Annotated in this window: 17 protein-coding genes; 12 read left to right on the top strand and 5 right to left on the bottom strand. The window is 61.8% G+C overall.

Annotated elements, in window-relative coordinates; translation table 11 throughout:
- Window positions 1-50: 50 nt before the first annotated feature.
- Window positions 51-326 (top strand): hypothetical protein, encoded by a 276-nt coding sequence (locus AC0L21_RS08940; RefSeq protein WP_473260311.1) that lies wholly within the window; start codon window positions 51-53, stop codon window positions 324-326.
- A gap of 175 nt (window positions 327-501) precedes the next feature.
- A complete protein-coding gene (locus AC0L21_RS08935; protein ID WP_473260672.1) occupies window positions 502-1,257 on the top strand; it encodes an outer membrane protein in 756 nt (251 codons plus the stop codon).
- 318 nt (window positions 1,258-1,575) lie between these two features.
- On the opposite strand, the gene AC0L21_RS08930 is transcribed toward AC0L21_RS08935, so the two are convergent.
- Window positions 1,576-2,013 carry a hypothetical protein gene (locus AC0L21_RS08930; RefSeq protein ID WP_473260309.1) on the bottom strand — a complete coding sequence of 146 codons (438 nt, stop codon included), beginning with the start codon at window positions 2,011-2,013 and terminating at the stop codon, window positions 1,576-1,578.
- Window positions 2,014-2,368: 355 nt separating this feature from the next.
- Between AC0L21_RS08930 and AC0L21_RS08925 the strand changes: the two genes are divergently transcribed.
- From AC0L21_RS08925 to AC0L21_RS08910, 4 genes are all read left to right on the top strand, one after another.
- The gene (locus AC0L21_RS08925; RefSeq protein WP_473260307.1) at window positions 2,369-3,214 is read left to right on the top strand and encodes an HD domain-containing protein; all 846 of its coding nucleotides are present in this window, start codon (window positions 2,369-2,371) and stop codon (window positions 3,212-3,214) included.
- 83 nt (window positions 3,215-3,297) lie between these two features.
- The gene (locus AC0L21_RS08920) at window positions 3,298-4,413 is read left to right on the top strand and encodes an AI-2E family transporter (RefSeq protein WP_473260303.1); all 1,116 of its coding nucleotides are present in this window, start codon (window positions 3,298-3,300) and stop codon (window positions 4,411-4,413) included.
- Window positions 4,414-4,564: 151 nt separating this feature from the next.
- Window positions 4,565-5,677, top strand: a complete 1,113-nt coding sequence (locus tag AC0L21_RS08915) for an acetate/propionate family kinase (RefSeq protein WP_473260301.1) — start codon at window positions 4,565-4,567, stop codon at window positions 5,675-5,677.
- A gap of 147 nt (window positions 5,678-5,824) precedes the next feature.
- Window positions 5,825-6,313 carry a potassium channel family protein gene (locus AC0L21_RS08910; RefSeq protein ID WP_473260670.1) on the top strand — a complete coding sequence of 163 codons (489 nt, stop codon included), beginning with the start codon at window positions 5,825-5,827 and terminating at the stop codon, window positions 6,311-6,313.
- Here the strand turns inward: AC0L21_RS08910 and AC0L21_RS08905 are convergent.
- Complete coding sequence (locus AC0L21_RS08905) at window positions 6,261-6,947, bottom strand: helix-turn-helix domain-containing protein (RefSeq protein ID WP_247362263.1); 687 nt, start codon at window positions 6,945-6,947, stop codon at window positions 6,261-6,263. The two genes, AC0L21_RS08910 and AC0L21_RS08905, sit on opposite strands and share 53 nt — an antisense overlap.
- Window positions 6,948-7,320: 373 nt before the next feature.
- Here AC0L21_RS08905 and AC0L21_RS08900 point away from each other — a divergent pair, with 373 nt between their 5' ends.
- Window positions 7,321-7,944, top strand: a complete 624-nt coding sequence (locus AC0L21_RS08900) for a response regulator transcription factor (RefSeq protein ID WP_473260668.1) — start codon at window positions 7,321-7,323, stop codon at window positions 7,942-7,944.
- A gap of 215 nt (window positions 7,945-8,159) precedes the next feature.
- Entirely contained in the window at window positions 8,160-8,507 is a 348-nt protein-coding gene (locus tag AC0L21_RS08895; RefSeq protein WP_473260299.1) for a response regulator transcription factor, read from the top strand.
- 14 nt (window positions 8,508-8,521) lie between these two features.
- Here AC0L21_RS08895 and AC0L21_RS08890 read toward each other — a convergent pair whose 3' ends face one another.
- The 3 genes from AC0L21_RS08890 to aspT are packed head-to-tail and all read right to left on the bottom strand — an operon-like array spanning window position 8,522 to window position 11,747.
- On the bottom strand, window positions 8,522-9,133 hold the full coding sequence (locus tag AC0L21_RS08890; RefSeq protein WP_473260665.1) for an invasion associated locus B family protein: 612 nt from the start codon (window positions 9,131-9,133) through the stop codon (window positions 8,522-8,524).
- Window positions 9,134-9,160: 27 nt separating this feature from the next.
- Window positions 9,161-10,048, bottom strand: a complete 888-nt coding sequence (locus tag AC0L21_RS08885; protein WP_473260297.1) for an alpha/beta hydrolase family protein — start codon at window positions 10,046-10,048, stop codon at window positions 9,161-9,163.
- Between the two features lie 10 nt (window positions 10,049-10,058).
- Entirely contained in the window at window positions 10,059-11,747 is a 1,689-nt protein-coding gene (gene aspT, locus AC0L21_RS08880; RefSeq protein ID WP_473260295.1) for an aspartate-alanine antiporter, read from the bottom strand.
- A gap of 122 nt (window positions 11,748-11,869) precedes the next feature.
- Here aspT and AC0L21_RS08875 point away from each other — a divergent pair, with 122 nt between their 5' ends.
- The 4 genes from AC0L21_RS08875 (at window position 11,870) to AC0L21_RS08860 (ending at window position 18,902) form a co-directional block, all read left to right on the top strand.
- Window positions 11,870-12,544 carry a YoaK family protein gene (locus tag AC0L21_RS08875; RefSeq protein ID WP_473260292.1) on the top strand — a complete coding sequence of 225 codons (675 nt, stop codon included), beginning with the start codon at window positions 11,870-11,872 and terminating at the stop codon, window positions 12,542-12,544.
- Window positions 12,544-14,262 carry a SulP family inorganic anion transporter gene (locus AC0L21_RS08870; protein ID WP_473260290.1) on the top strand — a complete coding sequence of 573 codons (1,719 nt, stop codon included), beginning with the start codon at window positions 12,544-12,546 and terminating at the stop codon, window positions 14,260-14,262. The genes AC0L21_RS08875 and AC0L21_RS08870 overlap by 1 nt, the downstream gene beginning before the upstream one ends.
- Before the next feature lie 170 nt (window positions 14,263-14,432).
- Complete coding sequence (locus AC0L21_RS08865) at window positions 14,433-17,186, top strand: decarboxylase (RefSeq protein WP_473260287.1); 2,754 nt, start codon at window positions 14,433-14,435, stop codon at window positions 17,184-17,186.
- Between the two features lie 15 nt (window positions 17,187-17,201).
- Window positions 17,202-18,902: an aspartate:alanine exchanger family transporter gene (locus tag AC0L21_RS08860; protein ID WP_473260285.1), complete on the top strand. Its 1,701-nt coding sequence runs from the start codon at window positions 17,202-17,204 to the stop codon at window positions 18,900-18,902.
- The last annotated feature ends 7 nt before the right edge of the window (window positions 18,903-18,909 follow it).

Below are 18,909 nucleotides of genomic sequence, written 5' to 3'. Positions count from 1 at the left end.
TTATCGTTCGCCGGCAGATGTCTGCTTGATCGCGATCCGGAAGCTGGCGGATGCCGCAGACCTGGTATGTCACATTCGAGGTGCAGAAGCGTGGGACCTTGCCGAAGCGGCGAAGTCCACGGGAGACACGCACATTCGAAAGCGAAGCCGAGGCGCGGGCTTTCGCGCGAGAGAAGTTCAATGAAGGATTGATCGTGTTTGCAGGCACGCTCAATCCCTTCTTGCCGCGACGGCTGATTCCCTCGAGCGACATTCCGTCCTGGATAGAGCAAGACCGAGGCGACGAAGTTGCCGGCCACGAAGCCAAAGGCGACCCGGAGAAATAGGCCGCATGTCTTGGTGCTTCATGCCGATGTTGCGTTCGAAATGTCTTGGGTGTTGCCATTATGGCACGTGGAGTTGGTGCCGTCGCCCGTAGAGTTTCAGCTGGAAGTTGGGGGATGATTGCAGTGCAACAAGCCGCCGTTCGGGCAATCAAAAAGCGGCCGGCAAGGAGAGAGCATGATGAGAAGACTTCTATTAGCAACCGTTGGTCTGGTGGCGCTGTGCACGGCGGGGACCGCCATGGCTGCCGATATGGCCGTAAAGGCGCCGCCACCGGCACCGATCATTCCGATCTACAATTGGACGGGGTTCTACATCGGCGGCAATGGTGGCTGGGCGCAGAACCACAACTGCGTCGATTTCCTTGACGCGGCTGGCGTCGCCGTCGCCTCCGGCTGCCGCGATCGATCAGGTGGCGTTATCGGTGGCCAGCTCGGTTATCGCTGGCAGGCCAGCCAGTGGGTGTTTGGTCTGGAGGCTCAGGGCGATTGGGCGGATCTCAGCAACCAGCGCGTGAGCCTGTTCGATCCGACGCTCTCCACACGCGCCAAAACGAGCGCCATCGGCCTCTTCACCGGCCAGATCGGCTACGCCTGGAATGCGTCACTGTTCTACGTGAAGGGCGGCGCTGCGGTAACAGACAATCGTCTCAGCGTGCTTGATACTGCGACCGGCGCCGAGCTCGCGGCGCAAAGCGCAACCCGCTGGGGTGGTGTCATCGGTGTCGGATTCGAGTATGGCTTCACCCCGAACTGGTCGGTGGGTCTCGAATACGATCATCTGTTCATGGGGCACCGGAATAATTCGTTCACGGTCGCCGATCCGCGACTTGCTGCTTTCGTGAACGACCGGATCACCCAGGACGTGGATATGCTCACCGTGCGCTTCAATTACCGCTTCGGAGGGGCCAACCCGGTCGTCGCGAGGTACTGAGCTCTCCAGAGTCTGACGTCTTCAGGGGGCCGGCAGTCATGTCGGCCCTCATTTTTGTGGTCTTGTCGCGCAAGCCAGTCAGCGTCTGCCGGCGCGATCGACCGGACCGCCGCGGTTGGCCGGAGTGCCGGGCCGCACCGCTTCTCGTGCGGCAGCGCGCGCGACGGGACGCACCCCCAAGACCACGCCCGGTCTTGCGACGCAATGCGTGGGGTAGTTCACGTATTGGCAGTATACGCGACGGCGCTGGCGCTTTCAGGGCTCGCGAAGACGAGCCCGGGCACCAAGAGCGCGTGCTCAGGAGAATCCGAGGCAGATCTACCAGCCGGAATAGTAGCTCCGCCTCGCGTAGTAACCGCCATAACCGCCATAGCTACCGTAGGCGCTGTAGGCACTGGGCGGGCAATATTCATAGCCGTATCCTCCGCCGTAAGAGGAGTATCCGCCGCCGTAGGAGGGATATGCACCATAGTAGCCGGAACTTGCGATCGCGCCGCCGACCACAGCGCCCGCGATCACTGCACCGGAGCCCCAGCCGCGGTAGCCTCTATATCCGTAACCTCTGTAGCCATATCCGACGCCGCGATATCCCAAACCACGATAGCCCAATCCCGCTCCGCGGTAGCCTCCGGCCCATCCGCCGCGATAACCCCAGCCTCCGTAGCGCACCTTCACCAGGTCACTATCGAGCGTGGCTCTCATGGCTCCGACGTTGGTCGGCAAGGGCGCTGCTTCGCTTCCGGCTACAGAAATCATGGTGGTCGCGACAGTAAGAATTGCTGCAAATGCTCCTTTGATGAACGTCATCATATCCTCCACTGGTTTAAATCTCGACTGACCGGCGAGAGAAGAATTCCGTCACGCCGGCGGCACGACCGTGCACATGATGTTTGCGGTCGTTACCGGCTTGGCCTTGATTTGAATCAACGAGCGAGCTTGGAGGTCGTGAGCGGCTCCGGCCGGTCGCGGGTCCGCTTGCCCGAGGCGCGGCACCAGATGGATCGTCCTTAGGTCGCAGAGCGCGGCGGGCTTGAAGAACCTGCGAATATCGCGAACATTAATCGCAACGGCTTGATCTGCATCGTCGACAATACCATAGCGGAGAGACCTGATGATCACAGTTCCGGAACTGGTGTCGCAAGCTCTGGGCGCGTTTCTGACGATGGAAACCAAGGACCGGTTCGGTGCCTCCCATGCCGGACTGACCGAACTGCTTCCGTTCGCGGCCAAGCTCACCATGGAGTGCATCGGCAACAGCGATGCTCTCTATCATAACATCGAGCATACGTTGCTCGTGACCCTTGCCGGGCACGATATCCTGACGGGGCGCGCGCTGCTCCGGCCCACCACGGCAAACGACTATGCGAATTTCATTCTGGCGTGCCTTGCCCACGACATCGGATACGTCCGCGGCGTCGTTCAGGGTGATGAGGACGATCTGTTCATCGCGGACGTGACCGGCAAAACGGTTCGTCTGCCGCGAGGATCGTCCGATGCAGCTCTCGCGCCATATCATGTGGATCGCTCGAAGCTGTTCGTGCTGGAACGGCTGGATTCCGTCGAGCAGGTGGACGCTGACCGGGTCGCTCGGGCGATCGAATATACCCGGTTTCCTTACACGATGTCTTCGAATGACAGCCTCATTGAAGAGGAGGGATTGCTGTTACGGGCCGCCGATCTCATCGGTCAGCTCGGCGATCCCAACTATCTGAAGAAGTCCAACGCGCTGTTCTACGAGTTCGAGGAGATCGGCCTCAACAAGACCCTGGGCTACGCGACGCCAGCGGACATCGTTTACAAATATCCACAATTCTATTGGAGTAACGTAGCTCCCCAGATCCAGCCGGCGATACGTTATCTCAACGTGACGTCTCGAGGCCGGCAATGGATAGCGAGTCTCTACGGTAACGTATTTCGGGCCGAGCGTGAGCTAACTCTCTCTGGACCACAGCCCTAGACCGGACCACAGCCCCAGAAGAGGCGCGACGCTTGATCTGGATCAAGCGTGCGGCGTGAGAGCAGGGGCTAGTTCACCTCAGCATGCGCGGCATGGCTGAAGGCGCGTCCGTGAAAACACTCCGTCAGATATTCTCCGGAGACGAGATCATCCAGCTTCTGATCCGGCTCGGATTGCTGGGGCTGCTGCTCGTCTGGGCGCTCCTCCTGGTCCGTCCATTCATCCCCATTTTGGCCTGGAGTGTCGTGCTTGCTGCTGCGCTGAACCCGGTGTTTCGGCGCCTTTGCGACATTCTCGGTGGCCGGCCGAAGCTTGCGGCGACGATCCTCACGCTCGTCAACCTGGCTGTGGTGATCGGACCGGCGACCTGGCTGGGCATGGGCGCGGTCGACGGGATCACCGATCTTGCCGCCCAGGTGACGGCTGGTGAATTGCATGTGCCTTCGCCGCCGCAGTCGCTCAAGGAGTGGCCAGTCATCGGGCCTCAGCTGTTCGATCTCTGGGATCAGGCGACGACCAACCTACGGTCGCTCTTGCGCGCGGTCGTGCCCTATTTGAAGCCATTTGCGAGCACTTTGCTTGGGTTTGCCGGCAATGCCGGTGTGGGAACTGTCAAGTTTCTGCTGTCGGTGGCGGTGGCCGGCGTGCTGTTTCCGTATGGACCTCAGCTCGTGGCCGCAGGGCGCAGCTTTCTGTCGCGCATCGTGCCGGACCAAAGCGAGCATTTTCTGGACTTGGCGGGAGCCACGATCCGTGCGGTGGCTCAAGGCGTGATCGGCGTTGCCATCATCCAGGCCTTGCTGGCGGGAATAGGTTTCAAGCTCGCCGGCATCGCCAGCGCGGGCCTTCTTGCCTTCATCGTGCTGTTGCTGTCGATCGTGCAGATCGGCGGGGCGATCGTCATCCTGCCGGTTATCATCTGGATCTGGACCGACAAGGAATTTCCGATCGCGCTCCTGCTGACGGTGTTTCTCGTGATCGTGTCGGTGCTCGACAATATCCTGAAACCGCTTGTCATGGGGCGCGGCCTGACCACGCCGGCGCTGGTCATCCTGATCGGAGTGATCGGCGGAACTCTCTTCCACGGAATCATCGGCCTCTTCATCGGACCGATCATTCTGTCTGTCGTCTGGGAGCTGACAGTCGCCTGGATCCGCGCTGAACGTGCTGCGCCCGCACAGCTGGCAATCGAGCGTTGACCTCCATGAGCTTGATGGAAGCTCTCGGGTGAAGATACGACGACCGGTCGGAGATGGTGGTGGAAATGCCTGGCTCGCCCCCTGACGTCGCTCGGACCGCCGGAGTCGATGCCGCGGGTCGGCATGCTGCAACATTTGCGGTGTGAGTGCCATGGACACCATTCTTGTCATCAATGCCGGCTCCTCTGATCTCCGATTCCAGATCTACTCTGTCGAAGGAGACGGCAGGCTACGGCAACGGCTCAAGGGGCAAATGGACGGCATCGGGCGCTGTCCGCGCCTGCGGGCGAGCAAGGCTGGCGGTGGTCCGCTGGCCAATCGCGCTTACCTAGTCGAAGCAGTGCCGGATGTTGCGGCTGCGATGGACATCACCGGCACCTGGTTGCGGGACGAGCTTCATATAAATCCGATTGCAGTCGGGCACCGCGTCATTCACGGTTGTACAGAGCATGACCGGCCGGTCCTCATCGATCACGAAGTCCTAGCGTGCCTGGAGCGGTTGACCGCGTTGGCGCCGTTTGATCTACCGCATAATCTGGCGCCAATCCGTTCGATCCTGGCAAATTTCCTGGCGCTACCGCAGGTCGCCTGCTTCGACACCGCATTTCACCGAACGCGTGCCGCGGTCGCCGACGATTGTGCCATTCCCCGTCACCTCTATGCCGAGGGCGTGCGACGCTACGGCTCTCATGGTCTCACTTACGAATATATTGCGAAGGCCTTGCCCAGGATTGCGCCGGAAATCGCGATGGGACGGGTGATAGTCGCGCGTCTCGGGAGCGAGGCATCGATGTGCGCGCTCAGCGGTGGACTGAGCGTAGAGAGCACAATGGCCTTCACCGCGCTCGACGAATTGCCGATGGGAGTGCGAGCGGGGCAAATCGATCCGAAAGTCGCGGCCCGCGGTGAGAGGCGTCAGCTCGAAGCAAGTAAGGACGCGAGCGCGAAGTTCGCCATCGATCATTTCGTTTATCGAATCGGCCTCAACGCGGGCATGCTCGCAGCTGCGTTGCAGGGCCTTGACGCGTTCGTCTTCACGGCAGAGCTCGGCGACAACTCCGCATTGCTCCGTTCGCGCGTGGCGGAGCAGCTCGCATGGCTCGGTGTCAAGCTCGATGCACAAGAGAACGCTCTGCAATCGCGGCTGATATCGTCTCCAGCGAGCCGCATCCCGGTCTACGTCGTGCCCTCCGACGAGGATATTATGATCGCCAGGCACACGCTGGCACTGCTGATGAACGGTAGCCCCGGAGCGCCAAGCTGAGCGTCATGATCGGGCTCCTTGGTGGCCGGGGTGCGGGCAATGGGCGTACACGCCCGCGGCACGTTGATCTGCATCAAACGCCCGCATCGTACCGCGGGCCGGATGGCAGTGCTGACCAACCAAACCGCACCAGTCTGGGAGCTCGCGATGGCCGTCCAATTTCTGCTCGGCACTTTCATCAGCGTGATCAACATCATGGTTCATGCGCTGGTGACCGTCGCAGCGATCGACATCGCCCGCAGAGCGGGATTGAGGCATACAATGCGGCCCCGATCTCACCTGATGGCGGTAATGGTCGCGATAGCTGTCATTTTGATGGTTGCACACACGGTCGAGGTTCTTGTCTGGGCGCTGGCGTACGCTCTGGTTGGTGCGGCGCCCGAGGGGAGCGAGTTGCTGTATTTCACCTTCGTGAACTACACCACGCTGGGCTACGGCGATGTCACGCCAGTGCAGGGTTGGCGGCTGACGGGGCCGATGACTGCCATGAACGGCATTCTGATGTTCGGCTGGTCGACCGCGGTCCTGTTCGAGGTGTTGCGCAAGACCCTTGAACATCTCTCGGCAATCGCGGCGCCCGGCTTCAATTCTGGAGATCATCAAGGGCTGCGAGCTGATGCCGGTCCAGGAGCATGATCTGCCGCTGGGTATTGCCGATGAAGCCGAGGATGCCGAGGTCGTGGAGGCGGGACAGGGCGCGGGATACGGTCTCCAGGGTCAATCCGAGGTAGTCCGCGATGTCGCGCCGCGACATCGGCAGGGCCAGGATCCCCGCGGCGGTTAGCCGCGTATCCATCTCGAGCAGGAAGGCCGCAACCCGCTCCAGCGAGGTCTTGCGGCCGAGCAGCAGCATGTGGTCTTCCGCATGCTGAAGGTTGTTGGTGGTCATGCTGAGCAGGTTTCGGGCAACCATGGCATCGCCTTCTGCGACGAGTTCGAGGCTCTGCCGCTTAACCAGACGCACGGTCGTGTCGACGATCGCTTCCGTTGTGAATCTATGCTCGCTGCCGTTTTCGAGCCCGAAGATGTCGCCGACCAGGTGGAAGGCGCCGATCTGACGGCGCCCGTCTGAGAGGAGCTTGTAGCTTCGCACGGCGCCTGATTTGACCTGGTAGACGTATTCGGCGGGCTCTTTCTCACCGTAGATTTCGGTGCCTTTTTTATAGGTAAATTCGTTTAAACTGATGATCGGATTTGAACTGGTATTCAGGCCAAGCTCGCGGAGTGAATGATGCCGCGAGGAAGCGTCGGCAGCGTTGCGAACCAGCATGGCCAACTCCCGAACTGGTGCTGACGCGACAACCGCGCGCAGCTATTTCAATCACCGGGAATACGGAGCCGCCGATCATCGCCCTTCCCGCGAAGGTTGTTTAAGCTAAAAGCAGGCTTTGCAACCATTGTCTGTAGGTGCATTGTACCAAAGTACAGGGACGGCGATGGTGCGCCGGATGAGAAATCTGTCAGAACATCTGTCGGATTGCGCGGCTTAGGCTTACGTCGCACATTCCGCCTGAGGTCGTGCCACTGCGGGCGGGCTGCTTTCGTTGATGTTGACCGCGGGGTGCGAGGCGCCTTGAATTGCTTCTAAGGCTTGCGCGGGCAGTTGGGCGTTCTGCTTGCAAGAACAGGTCGGGAGGAAAACATTGCCTGGCTTCGTCTACGTGGTCGACGACGACCCATCGTTTCGCACTGCCATCCAGCGTCGGCTCAAGCTTGCCGGCTATGAGGTTGTGACCTACGCTTCGGCGCAACAACTGCTCGAGGATCCCCCGGGCTCCGAACATCCGGGCTGCATTCTGCTCGACGTGCAGATTCCGGGCCTGAGCGGCCCTGAGTTGCAAGCGTGCCTCGCCCAACGACCTTCGCCGTTGCCGATCGTATTCCTGACGGGGCATGCCGATACCGCAACGACTGTTCGCGCGATCAAGGCCGGCGCCGAAGATTTTCTGACCAAACCCGTATCTTCGGAAGAGTTGATCGGCGCGATCGAGCGCGCACTGGCTCGACAAGAGGCGGTGCGCGGCCAACAGGGCAAACTGGAGTCGTTTCGTGCTCGTTTGACATCTCTGACGCGACGCGAGCGACAGGTCTTCGACCTCATCGTGCGCGGGAAGATCAACAAGCAAATCGCTTACGAGCTTGGAACCACCGAGCGCACCATAAAGGCACATCGGCACCAGGTGATGACAAAGATGCAGGTGCCGTCTTTGGCCGAGCTGGTCTCCGTCGCCGAGCGGCTCGGACTTCTGAGCTCGCAGCCGGCGTGAACCGTCGGACTGTTTGCGGCGGCTGGCGCTAATCTCGCGATCAGACCTGTACGATAGGACAATATGAAATGTTATTGACAGATTTTGGCGACGACTGCCTAGTTGGCCGCTGGATTTGCGCAGGGAACATTTGCGGCGCCTCGTCGTTGCGAGGCGAGTGGAGAGTCTCAGACGAGAAAGCTCACCCATTGTTTGCACGCAGGTCAATATACGTCGTGGATGACGATTCATCGATGCGGCGAAGCATGGAGCGGTTGCTGCGGAACCACGGCTTTACCGCAGTTGTTTTCGCCTCCGCCGGTGCACTGCTTCGTCACGGGCGTATCGAAGACGCGTGCTGCCTCGTGCTGGACATCAATCTGAACGGCGAGTCGGGCATCGCCCTGCGGCGCAAGCTGGCAAGTGACGGCGCTACGGTGCCTGTCATCTACATCACGGGAAATGATAGCCAGACAAACCAGGCGGCGGCGATCGAGTCCGGCTGCGCTGCTTACTTGAGCAAGCCCTTCGCCGCCAGTCAGCTTATCGAAACGGTTGAACGCGCCTGCGCCAAGAGCGCCTGATCGTTTTCGCGTGCTCACTCCTCGATATCCTGCTCCAGGGTCTGGGCGGGCGCGCCTTTGTGAGCCGGGCCGAACTGTGCCAGGGGCAACGACGTCGTCAGAGACAGAAGGTTGGAGTCGGTGACCTCGAGCACCAAAGTCTTGCCGGCTTCCATGTCGTTGATGAACTTGGGATGCGCGGCGTCGGCGGCAATGCAGGCATTGGTCAGGCACCAAGTGTAGGGCAATGACTGGACGTTGGCCCCATCGATCGTCAGTTTGGCAGGCCGCTGCAGATACATGCCGACGGGAACAAACACTTGCAGGCGCGCAATGGGATCGCCGTCACGCTCGATCAGGTCCACGCGGATTGCCATCTGGCCCGTAGCAAACCGCCCCGTGATTGAGGTCCGGCATAGCGTCGGCGTTCCTCCAGGCTTCACGCAAAGCTTTTTCCAGTCGCCATAGGTGATGTCCTTGGCTTCGCGCTGCCCGCGAGGTGCGATTTCGGCGGACTTTGCCTCTGGAGCCGGCTTTGGCGCGGCTTTATTCTGCGCCGAAGCTGGTCCGGCAAGGGCCGCGGCGAACAATATCAACACGCAGACCAGCGCACGCCCAGGCGAAAACACTGAAGTTGCGTCAATCATGTTCTGCCTCCACGCCAACCTCTGTGGCTATTTCTGCGCGTCAAGGAATCTTTCAACGAGCGGCGACCACATCGGGATCGCGTCAGGCGAGCCGATGAAGAAATGTCCTTCGCTGCCGAAGGGCGGCATCAGATGATATTCGGCCCTGCCGCCGGCCCGGGTGAAGGCCTCATGCATGCGCTTCGACAGGGCAGGGCCGAAGAACGTGTCGTTCTCGATATAGAACCACAGCATTGGCACCCGCGACGTCCGGCCGAAATCGGCAGTCGCTTCGACGAGCTTGTCCGGCGCGCAATTGTTATTCGGCTTGCCGTCGACGCGGCCGCCGCGTCCAGCCGCGAAGGTGATGATTGCCTTGACCTGCGGCGGGTTTGCGCCCGAGAGCGCAATGGAGGCCCAGCCGCCGGCGGACTGGCCGATCACCACGACGTCCGTTGGCAGAACTCGCTTCTCGGCCACCATGTAGTCGATGATCCAGAGATCGACCTGCGCCACCGCACGTCCGGCATCGTGGAAGTTCGGATTGCTGCAGTTTCCGACCTTGGAGAAGAAGGGGCCGTAAAGACCGTGCTCGGGGATGTCGATGGCGGCCGCGCCGTAGCCGGTGCCGACCGGCGCTACGACGAAATAGCCGCGCTTGGCAAACCACTTCGCGGCGTCACGGAACTCCACCAGCGGGAAGAAGCTGCGGTCAACCGGTTTGAGCGAGACGCCATGGTTCATGATCGCCAGCGGGAAGGGGCCGTCGCCGACAGGCCGCACCACATAGGCGAACATCGGCAGCGGCAACGGCAGGGCCCATACCTCCTCCTGGATTCGGATGTTGTCGTCGGCGCGCCCGGGAGCCAGAGAGGAGGCCAGGATGCTCAACGCTGCCGCTAGGCACCATGCGATCGAAGGATAGCGGAGCTTCAAACAAGCCTCCTCAACCGGCGAAAGTGCTGGCTACGATGATCGGGCCAAGCACGGTCAACACAACATTTCCGACAGCATAGGGCACGGCGACGCCGAGTACCGGCGTCTGGCTTTCTGCAACTTCGCAGGCGCCGGTCACGGCGGCATCGACCGTCATGGCGCCGGCCAGCGCTCCGCAGATGATGACCGGGTTCATGCGGAGCACGCGATGGGCAAACAGGGTCGTCACGATCAGCGGCACCAGTGTGACGACCAAGCCCATGCCGACAAGCAGCATGCCGTGTGACTGGATCGCGACCCAGGCCGCGTGGCCGTTGCCGAGCCCGATCGCGGCGATGAAGCCGCCAAGGCCGAGATCGCTCAGCGTCTGCTGCGCTGCAGGCGGCATTGCGCCCATGGTCGGCCGCCGCGACCGCAGCCAGCCGCAGAAGAGCCCCGCAATCAGGGCGCCGCCGCCACCTCCCAACGTCAGGGGCACAGACCCGATCTTGACGCTCGCGAGACCGGCAAGCAGACCTACGGCAATACCCGCGGCAAGAAATGCGATGTCGGTGCGGTCCTCGGAGCTCAGAATCTGTCCAACCTGCGAGGCGGCGCGCTCGATGTTGCGGGTGCTGCCGACCAAGGTCATGACGTCACCGACATAGACGCGGGTATCGGCGCTCAGGGGGACCTCGCGTCCCATCCGCGTCAAGGTGCGCAGGAACACGCCGCGCGCGGCGTCGCCGACGCGGTCGGCCATGTCCTTGACGGAGCGGCCGTGGAGCTTGCGATTGTCAACGAGGACGTCGACCACATTGCCCGGAAGAGCCTTCAGGATCTCATCGGCGTCGATTTCAGTGCCAACAATCGGCTTTGCTGCGACTATGGCCGCCGTGCGACCCGCGATGACGACGTCGTCGCTCGCTTCAAGCACCGTGTCGCGATGCGGCTCGACGTCAGCTCCCCGCCGTACGATCCGCTCGATCACGCTCCGGCTGCCGATCTCGTCTTCGACGGCGCCGACGGTTCGGCCGGCCGCGGTCGATACCCGGTACGCGCGGGCCTGGAATTTTCGATAATGCAGATTCTCAGTTTGTGGCGGGTTGCCGCCCGAAAGCTCCGCCTCGAGCTTTGCAGCTTCCGCTTTCAGATCGATCCGCATCAATTTCGGCGCGACGAACGGCACGTACAGGAGCGTGAGGATATAGCCGAGCACGTAGGTGACGGCGTAGCCGGCCGCGATATTGGCGTCCTGCTGCTGCAGCAACTCTTTGGGCAGTCCGAGCTGGGCTAGTGCGCCAGACGCGGTGCCGATGACTGACGACTGTGTCAGGGCTCCCGCAGCAAGACCGGAAGCGGTGCCGGGACCGAGCGCGAATACATGGGCAAATATGAGAACGATGACGAGGCCGGTGCCACCAAGCACGAGCGCGAGGGCGACCTGAGCCAGAGTCCGGATGCTCAGCGAGGCAAAGAACTCGGGTCCCGATCGGTAGCCGATCGTGAACACGAACAGGCTGAAGAGGATGACCCTGAGCAAGGACGGAAACGTGAAGGTGCCGAGCTGCCCGATCAGGACGGCAACGATGAGCGTGCAGGCCGTGGTGCCGATCGAAAAACCGCGGATTCTGACGCGCCCAAGAATGGTGCCGAGCGCGACCGACAGCAGCAGAAAGATTTCCGGGGCGGCGGAGATGATCCATCTGACCGTGCTCATTGCGCGTGCCCTCCAGCGATTGCGCTAAATCTGGTTCGTCAAATCCGGCGATGCTTGATTCAGATCAACCCCTGCCCGGGTTAAGCCGCTCCCTGTTGAGCCGGAGGATTTGACGTGGGGACATGAGCACGATGGATACCGCCGTTGCTTCGTCGATACGCCGCGACGAAACGGTGCGAGTCGCGCTGCTGCTGGCCTTCGCGGGCGGCTATCTCGACGCCTATACGTGGATCATCCACGGCGTGATGGCCAATGCCCAGACGGCAAATCTTGTGCTGCTGTGGGTCTATGGCTCGATCGGCGACTGGACGAAAGCGCTCCACTTCGTCCCACCGATCCTTGCGTTCGCGGTCGGTATCGTCGTCGCGTCATGGCTGCGTCGCGTAACCGGAAAGCGCGCTAGCGCGATCAGCACGCTGGTCGAAATCCTCCTACTGGTCGCTATCGCCGTCCTGCACAATCGCTTGCCGGATCTTGCGGGAACGCTTGGCATTTCCTTCGTCGCCGCCGTGCAGAGCGCCGTCTTCACGAGGGTCGAAGGCGTGGTCTACAGCTCCGTCATGATCACGGGTAACATGCGGCAGGCGATTGAAGGCCTGTTCACTGCGGCCTCCGGTAATGGGTCGCTCCGTCCCCCCGGCATTTTCGCCAACTTGTGCGTCACGTTCGGCCTCGGAGCGGCTGTGGGCGCGTTCGCGACGAAGCAGATCCCGAATCTGGCGCTCGGTCTCCCCGTGATCGCACTGCTGGTCGTGCTGTTGCTCTGCGAAGCCTCAAGCGAGGAGGGCAGGCTCTGATGTCTTCCGGGCGGAAATGGCGCTGGCTCTTCCTGTTTCCGCCCGCAACCTGGCTGGCGCAGTATCACCGCGCCTGGCTGCGTTCGGACGCCATTGCCGGCATCACGCTTGCGGCTTACGCCATTCCGGTGTCGCTAGCCTATGCCACGCTGGCGGGCCTGCCGCCCCAAATCGGCATCTACGGCTACATGCTCGGCGGCATCGGCTACGCGCTGCTGGGGTCGTCGCGCCAGCTTGCAATCGGTCCGACTTCCGCGATCTCACTGATGATTGCGGCTACTGTCGGAGCACTGGCCGGCGGAGACGCGGCCAAATATGCCGAGATCGCGAGCCTGGCCGCCTGCGCAGTAGCGCTGCTTTGTCTGATTGCCTGGTTGTTCAAGCTCAGCGTTCTCGTCCGCCTGGTGAGCGACAGTATCCTGGTCGGCTTCAAGGCCGGCGCGGGGCTCACGATCATGATGAGCCAGTTGCCGAGCCTGTTCGGCGTCCCCGGAGGCGGTCACAATTTCTTCGATCGCGCCATCAAGCTCGCCGGACAGTTCGGCGGCATCAATTGGCTGGTTCTCGCGATCGGAGCCATCGCGCTCTTGTCCCTCCTCGTGGGAGAGCGGCGGCTGCCGGGACGGCCGGTCGGGCTCACGATCATGGCGCTATCGATCATGCTGGCGACACTGCTCGGCTTTCCGTCGCTGGGCGTGCCGGTGACTGGCAAAATTCCGGAGGGTTTGCCGGCGTTGGGGTTACCCAGCTTTGGTCTGTTGGAGCCCGACGAGCTCTTCCCCTTGGCCGCGGGATGCGTGCTGTTGGCCTATATCGAAGGTGTGTCCGCCGCGCGCAGCTTTGCTGCCAAGCATGGCTATGCCCTTGATGTCCGGCAGGAGTTTTTGGGGCTCGGCGCGGCGAACCTCGTCGCCGCACTTGGCCACGGCTATCCCGTGGCCGGCGGGCTGTCGCAATCTGCGGTCAACGACAATGCAGGGGCGCGGACGCCACTGGCGCTGATGATCTGTTCGGTGACGCTGGCGCTGTGCCTGCTGTTCTTCACGGGAGCCCTGACGAATCTGCCCAAGGCGGTGCTTGCGGCGATCGTCTTTGCCGCCGTCTACAGGCTGGTGGATATCCGCGCGCTGTTGCGGATGTGGCAAGTCAGCCGCATCGACTTTTACGCTGCGACAATTGCCCTCGTATCCGTGTTGCTCCTGGGGATCTTGCAAGGCGTCCTGCTGGCGGCGGTTGCCTCGATTGTCCTGCTCCTGGCGCGGGCCTCACGTCCGAATGTCGCTTTCCTCGGCCAGCTTCCGGGTACCGGCCGTTACTCCGACGATGCGAGGCACGAAGGCGTCGAGCCATTGGTCGGCATCATCGCCTTTCGACCGGAAGCCTCACTGCTTTACATCAATGCCGAAACCATCCTGGAAACAGTTTCGGACGTCTTGCTGAAGTCAGCCGATGTCAGGCTGGTGGTCTGCGATCTCTCCGCGTCACCCTATATCGATCTGGCCGGGGCGCGCATGTTGCACGACCTTTACGACAAACTCGCCTCGGCGCATATCGCCTTCTGCATCGTCGGCGCGCACGCACAATTGCGCGATCTGCTGCGGGCCGAGGGATTGGCGGAAAAGACCGACAGTGCGGCTTGGCTTCGCTCGGTCGACAGCGTGCTCGGTGAGAACAAGCAATCGTCTGATCCGATATCGCTGTTGCCCAGCCAGCTCTGATCCGATCTCCCGCCTGAAGTCGGCCGCGGCCAGCCACTTCTGGCGATATTGCATCGCGAGGTGCATCGCTCCTTCTTCAAGATGCGCGTCCGTTGACTTGGATCAATAGACCGAGGTGAGCGGGCATCACGATCCCGGCGGAGACGTCGCAAACTGATCTGGAGAGAGACATGTCCAAGGACGCCAAGGCTGCAGAAAAGCGCATCGATCAGTTCATTTCCGGGCCCGGCGGACGGGCGGACGACTGGCGCGACCTGGTCGAGGCAGCCAAGACGTGGGCACGCGGCGGCGATCGCGCGAAATATGACGCGGCGCTGGCTGATCTCTCCGTCATAGAGGAGTTTCACGGTTATCCCGGCCTGCAATTGATGGCGGCCTTGCGGGAAGCGGCAACGGCCGGGGATGCGGCGGGTTCACTTGGTCTTGCGACGCGGATTACACAGGCCCTGATGACAAGATCCTTCCGCCAGCATGCCGGCGATTGGGATCCCAAGGACGACGGCAGTGGCGATGCGCCCGAGCTTGTGTCCTCGACTTTCGGCTCACATGCAGCCCGACGGCCCTATTTCGAAACGCTGGTCGTCACCGGCGTCTCCTCCGAGAAGTGGCCGGCTCTCGCCAGCGAATGGCGCAAGCTGCGGCGCCCGGTCGATTCTTTCGTCTATGAGCCAGTGATCGTCGGCAGCCTCGAAGACGCCTTCTGCGCGACAATGCTCAACCCCAATATCGCCGCCGTCGTCATCAACGAAGGGTTCGGCCTGCGCTCGCGTCACGATGCGCCGATACTCCGCACCATGACCGCCGCCGCGGGTATCAATGACGAGGCGGACGCGTCCGCGCTCCGGCTAGCGCACGTCATCAAGCGGGTACGTCCCGAGCTCGACATCTATCTGATGTCGAATCGCGACGTGGAGGCAATGGCTGGGAACCCCGAAGCCAATGTGGTTCGGCGGATATTTTACTCGATCGAAGAGCTCCTCGAGCTCCATCTCTCCATCCTCGAGGGTATCCAGGATCGCTTCGACACTCCGTTTTTCGACAATCTCAAGAAATATGCGCAACGCCCGATCGGAACGTTCCATGCGCTGCCAATCGCGCGCGGCAAGTCTGTGTTCAGGTCGGACTGGATCCGCGATATGGGCGAATTCTATGGCTTGAACCTGTTCCTGGCCGAGAGCAGCGCGACCACTGGCGGCCTCGATAGCCTGCTGGAGCCGACCGGCACCATCAAGAAAGCGCAGGACAAGGCAGCCCGCGCGCTCGGCGCGGATCGCGTGTTCTTCGTGACCAATGGCACCTCGACGTCCAACAAGATGGCGGTGCAGGCGCTGCTCGGGCCAGGCGACATCGCGATCGTCGATCGAAACTGCCACAAGTCGCACCACTACGGCATGGTTTTGGCCGGCGCCCAGCCGATCTACGTCGAAGCGTTCCCGATGACGGAGTATTCGATGTACGGCGCGGTGCCGCTGCAGACCATCAAGCAGGCCCTGCTGAATGCGAGGGCCGATGGCCGGCTGGACCGCGTCAAGATGCTGGACCTGACCAACTGCACCTTTGACGGCCATATCTACAACACCCGGCGGGTGATGGAGGAATGCCTCGCGATCAAGCCCGATCTCATCTTCCTGTGGGACGAAGCCTGGTTCGGCTTCGCGCGCTTCTCGCCGTTCCTGCGCCGGCGCACCGCGATGGGCGCCGCGAACGAGATCGAGACCTGGATGCACGACCCGAAATCGGTCGCAGCTTACGAGAAGCAGCAGGCCGAGCTCGGCAAGACTCCGTCGGACGCGGTGCTGCTCAAGACCCGACTGGTTCCCGATCCGCGGCAGATCCGCTTGCGGGTCTACCAGACCAACTCGACCCATAAGTCGATGTCGGCGATCCGGCAGGGCTCGATGTTGTCCGTCAAGGACGTCGAATTCCATACCGTCGAGCAACAGTTCAAGGAGGCGGTGTTTACGCACGCATCGACCAGCCCGAACCAGCAGCTCATTGCCAGCCTCGACGTCTCGCGGCGCCAGATGGAGCTTGAAGGATACGGTCTCGTCGCCAACGCGATCGAAATCGCGTTCGCGATCCGCAAGGCGGTCAACAACAATCCGCTGATCTCCAAATACTTCCGGATTCTCGGTGCGGACGCCATGGTGCCGGCGCAATACCGCCAGAGCGGCTTTACCGATTATCTGGCCGCCGGCACGAACTGGGCAAACGTCGTGAAGAGCCTGGACGACGACGAGTTCTGCCTGGATCCGACCCGCATGACGCTGGTGTGCGGTACCGCCGGCTATGACGGTACGCAATTCAAGGGGATTCTAGCCAACGACTACAACATCCAGATCAACAAGACCTCGCGCAACTCGGTGTTGTTCCAATCCAACATCAACAACACCCGCAGCGACGTCGCCCATCTGGTGAGGGTGCTGGCCGAGATTGCGGGCGAGGTGGATCGCGGACTGGTTCAGGGCGGCGCCAATGCGAAGAAGACCTTCGATGCACGGGTCAAGAGCCTGATGACTGATGTGCCCGACCTGCCGAACTTCTCCCATTTCCACGACAGTTTCCGTGGCGATGCCGGCACCAAGACCAACGAGGGCGACATCCGTAGCGGCTTCTACTCGGCCTATGATGCGGCGGGATGCGAATATATCCGGCTCGGCGATGCCGAGATCGACCGTCGCCTCAAGGCCGGTCCCGACCTCGTCTCTGCCAGTTTCGTGATCCCGTATCCGCCGGGCTTCCCGATCATGGTGCCGGGGCAGGTCATCACCCAGGAAACCATCGACTTCATGCGCAAGCTCGATGTGAAGGAAATCCACGGCTACGACGCCAAGGAAGGGTTGAAGCTCGTACGTGCCGAAGCCCTGGCGAAGATTGGCCGGCCCAAGCCCGGCGCCGCGCCGAAGCTGAAGGCTGCATCGTAATAAAAGGGGACGGACATGCAGAGCTTTTTCACGTTCTTGCAGCAGAACCCGTTTCTGTTGCTGTTCTTCGTCGTTGGCCTCGCCGTCTGGATCGGCCGGGCCAGCATCAAGGGCTACGGCCTCGGCATGGTCGCCGGCGCCATCGTGGTGGGCGCTGGCCTATCTGTGTGGGCGTCGATCTATGGCGTGAAGCTCGAGTTGAACAACTTTGCCAAGAGCCTCTTCTATTACCTGTTCATGTATGGGGTTGGCCTTCGTGTCGGGCCCTCTTTCATCAACAGCCTGAAAGGCGACGGCCTCAAGTTCTGCATCCTTGCGCTCGTGTCCAGTGTTGTCGGACTTGCGCTGGTCGTGATTTGCGCCAAGCTGTTTGCGCTGCCAATTGGTGCTGCCGGCGGCATGCTGGCGGGATCTCAGACCATGTCTGCCGCGATCGGTTCGGCCGAGCAGGCTATCACCTCGGGTGTGGTGAAGCTCCCTGAAGGCATGAAGCCCGAGGATGCGTCTGGCATGATCGCGCTGTCCTACGGCATCACCTACATCTGGGGCACCGTGGGCATCATCCTGATCTGCAAGTACCTGCCGCGCTGGTGGGGCGTCGACGCCAAGGCGGCAGCCAAGCAGTACGAGCAGGAGTTTGGCGTCAAGGACCTCGAGGGTGGCGGCCTGACCGGTTACCGGCAGTTCGGCCTCCGTGCCTACCGGCTCGACAATCCGGCCCAGGTCGGCATGAGCATTGCCAAATTCCGGACGATGAATCCCGAATACCGCATCGTCAACGTGGCGCGCCGAGGAGAACCGCTGGGTGCCGACCCCGAACTCGTTCTGCAAAAGGGCGACGTCGTCGCGCTCGGCGGCTCGACCGAACATCTGACCGACAAGATGGGCCTGATCGGGCCGGAAGTCGCCGACGCCAAGGCGCTCGGCATTCCCATGGATCAGGCGGACATCCTTGTCACCAACAAGGAGATGGCCGGACGGACCTTTGAATCCTTCCGCGAGACGGCCATTGCCGGTCAGTTGCAGGTCACCAAGGTCGAACGTGGCGGCGTGCAGATTCCGGCCGGTCTCAAGACCGAGTTGCAGCGGATGGACATCGTCTCGGTGGTCGGTATCAAGTCGGCCGTCAACGAGCTCGGCGAGATGTGGGGACGCATTGCGCGGACCAACACCTCGACCGATCTGTTGACGCTCGCCGCCGGCATGATCATCGGTTTCCTGATCGGCATGATCGAATTCCCGGCCTTTGGTGCCAAGATCGGCCTCGGCAACGCCGGCGGTCTGTTGCTGTCGGGCGTGATCGTCTCGTCGCTGGTTTCCCGGCTGCGCTTCTTCGGCAATACGCCGAACGCGGCACGCAATGTGCTGGAGGATCTCGGTCTCGTGGTCTTCGTCGCCATCGTCGGCATCAATGCCGGCGCCGGGTTGTTAGCGCAGCTCACGGGTGCGGTCGCGTTGAAGATCTTCGTCGCAGGCTTCATTGCCTGCACGATTCCGCCGTTCATCGTCTGGGCGATCGGCTTCCACGTGTTCAAGATCAACCCGGCCGTGCTGATGGGCGGCGTCGCCGGTGCGCGGTCTCACTCCGGGCCGTGCCGTGAGGCCGCGGTGGAAATCCAGAGCTCCGTGCCCTGGATCGGCTTCCCGGTCGGCTACGCGGTATCAGGCATTCTGCTCACCGTGTTCGGCTACTTCGCAATGATCCTGGCTCAATAGCTCGGCG

The organism is Bradyrhizobium sp. WSM4873 (genome assembly GCF_055811355.1).
Note: the sequence above shows the minus strand (reverse complement) of the source record. Positions and strands in the feature narration are given on the sequence as shown.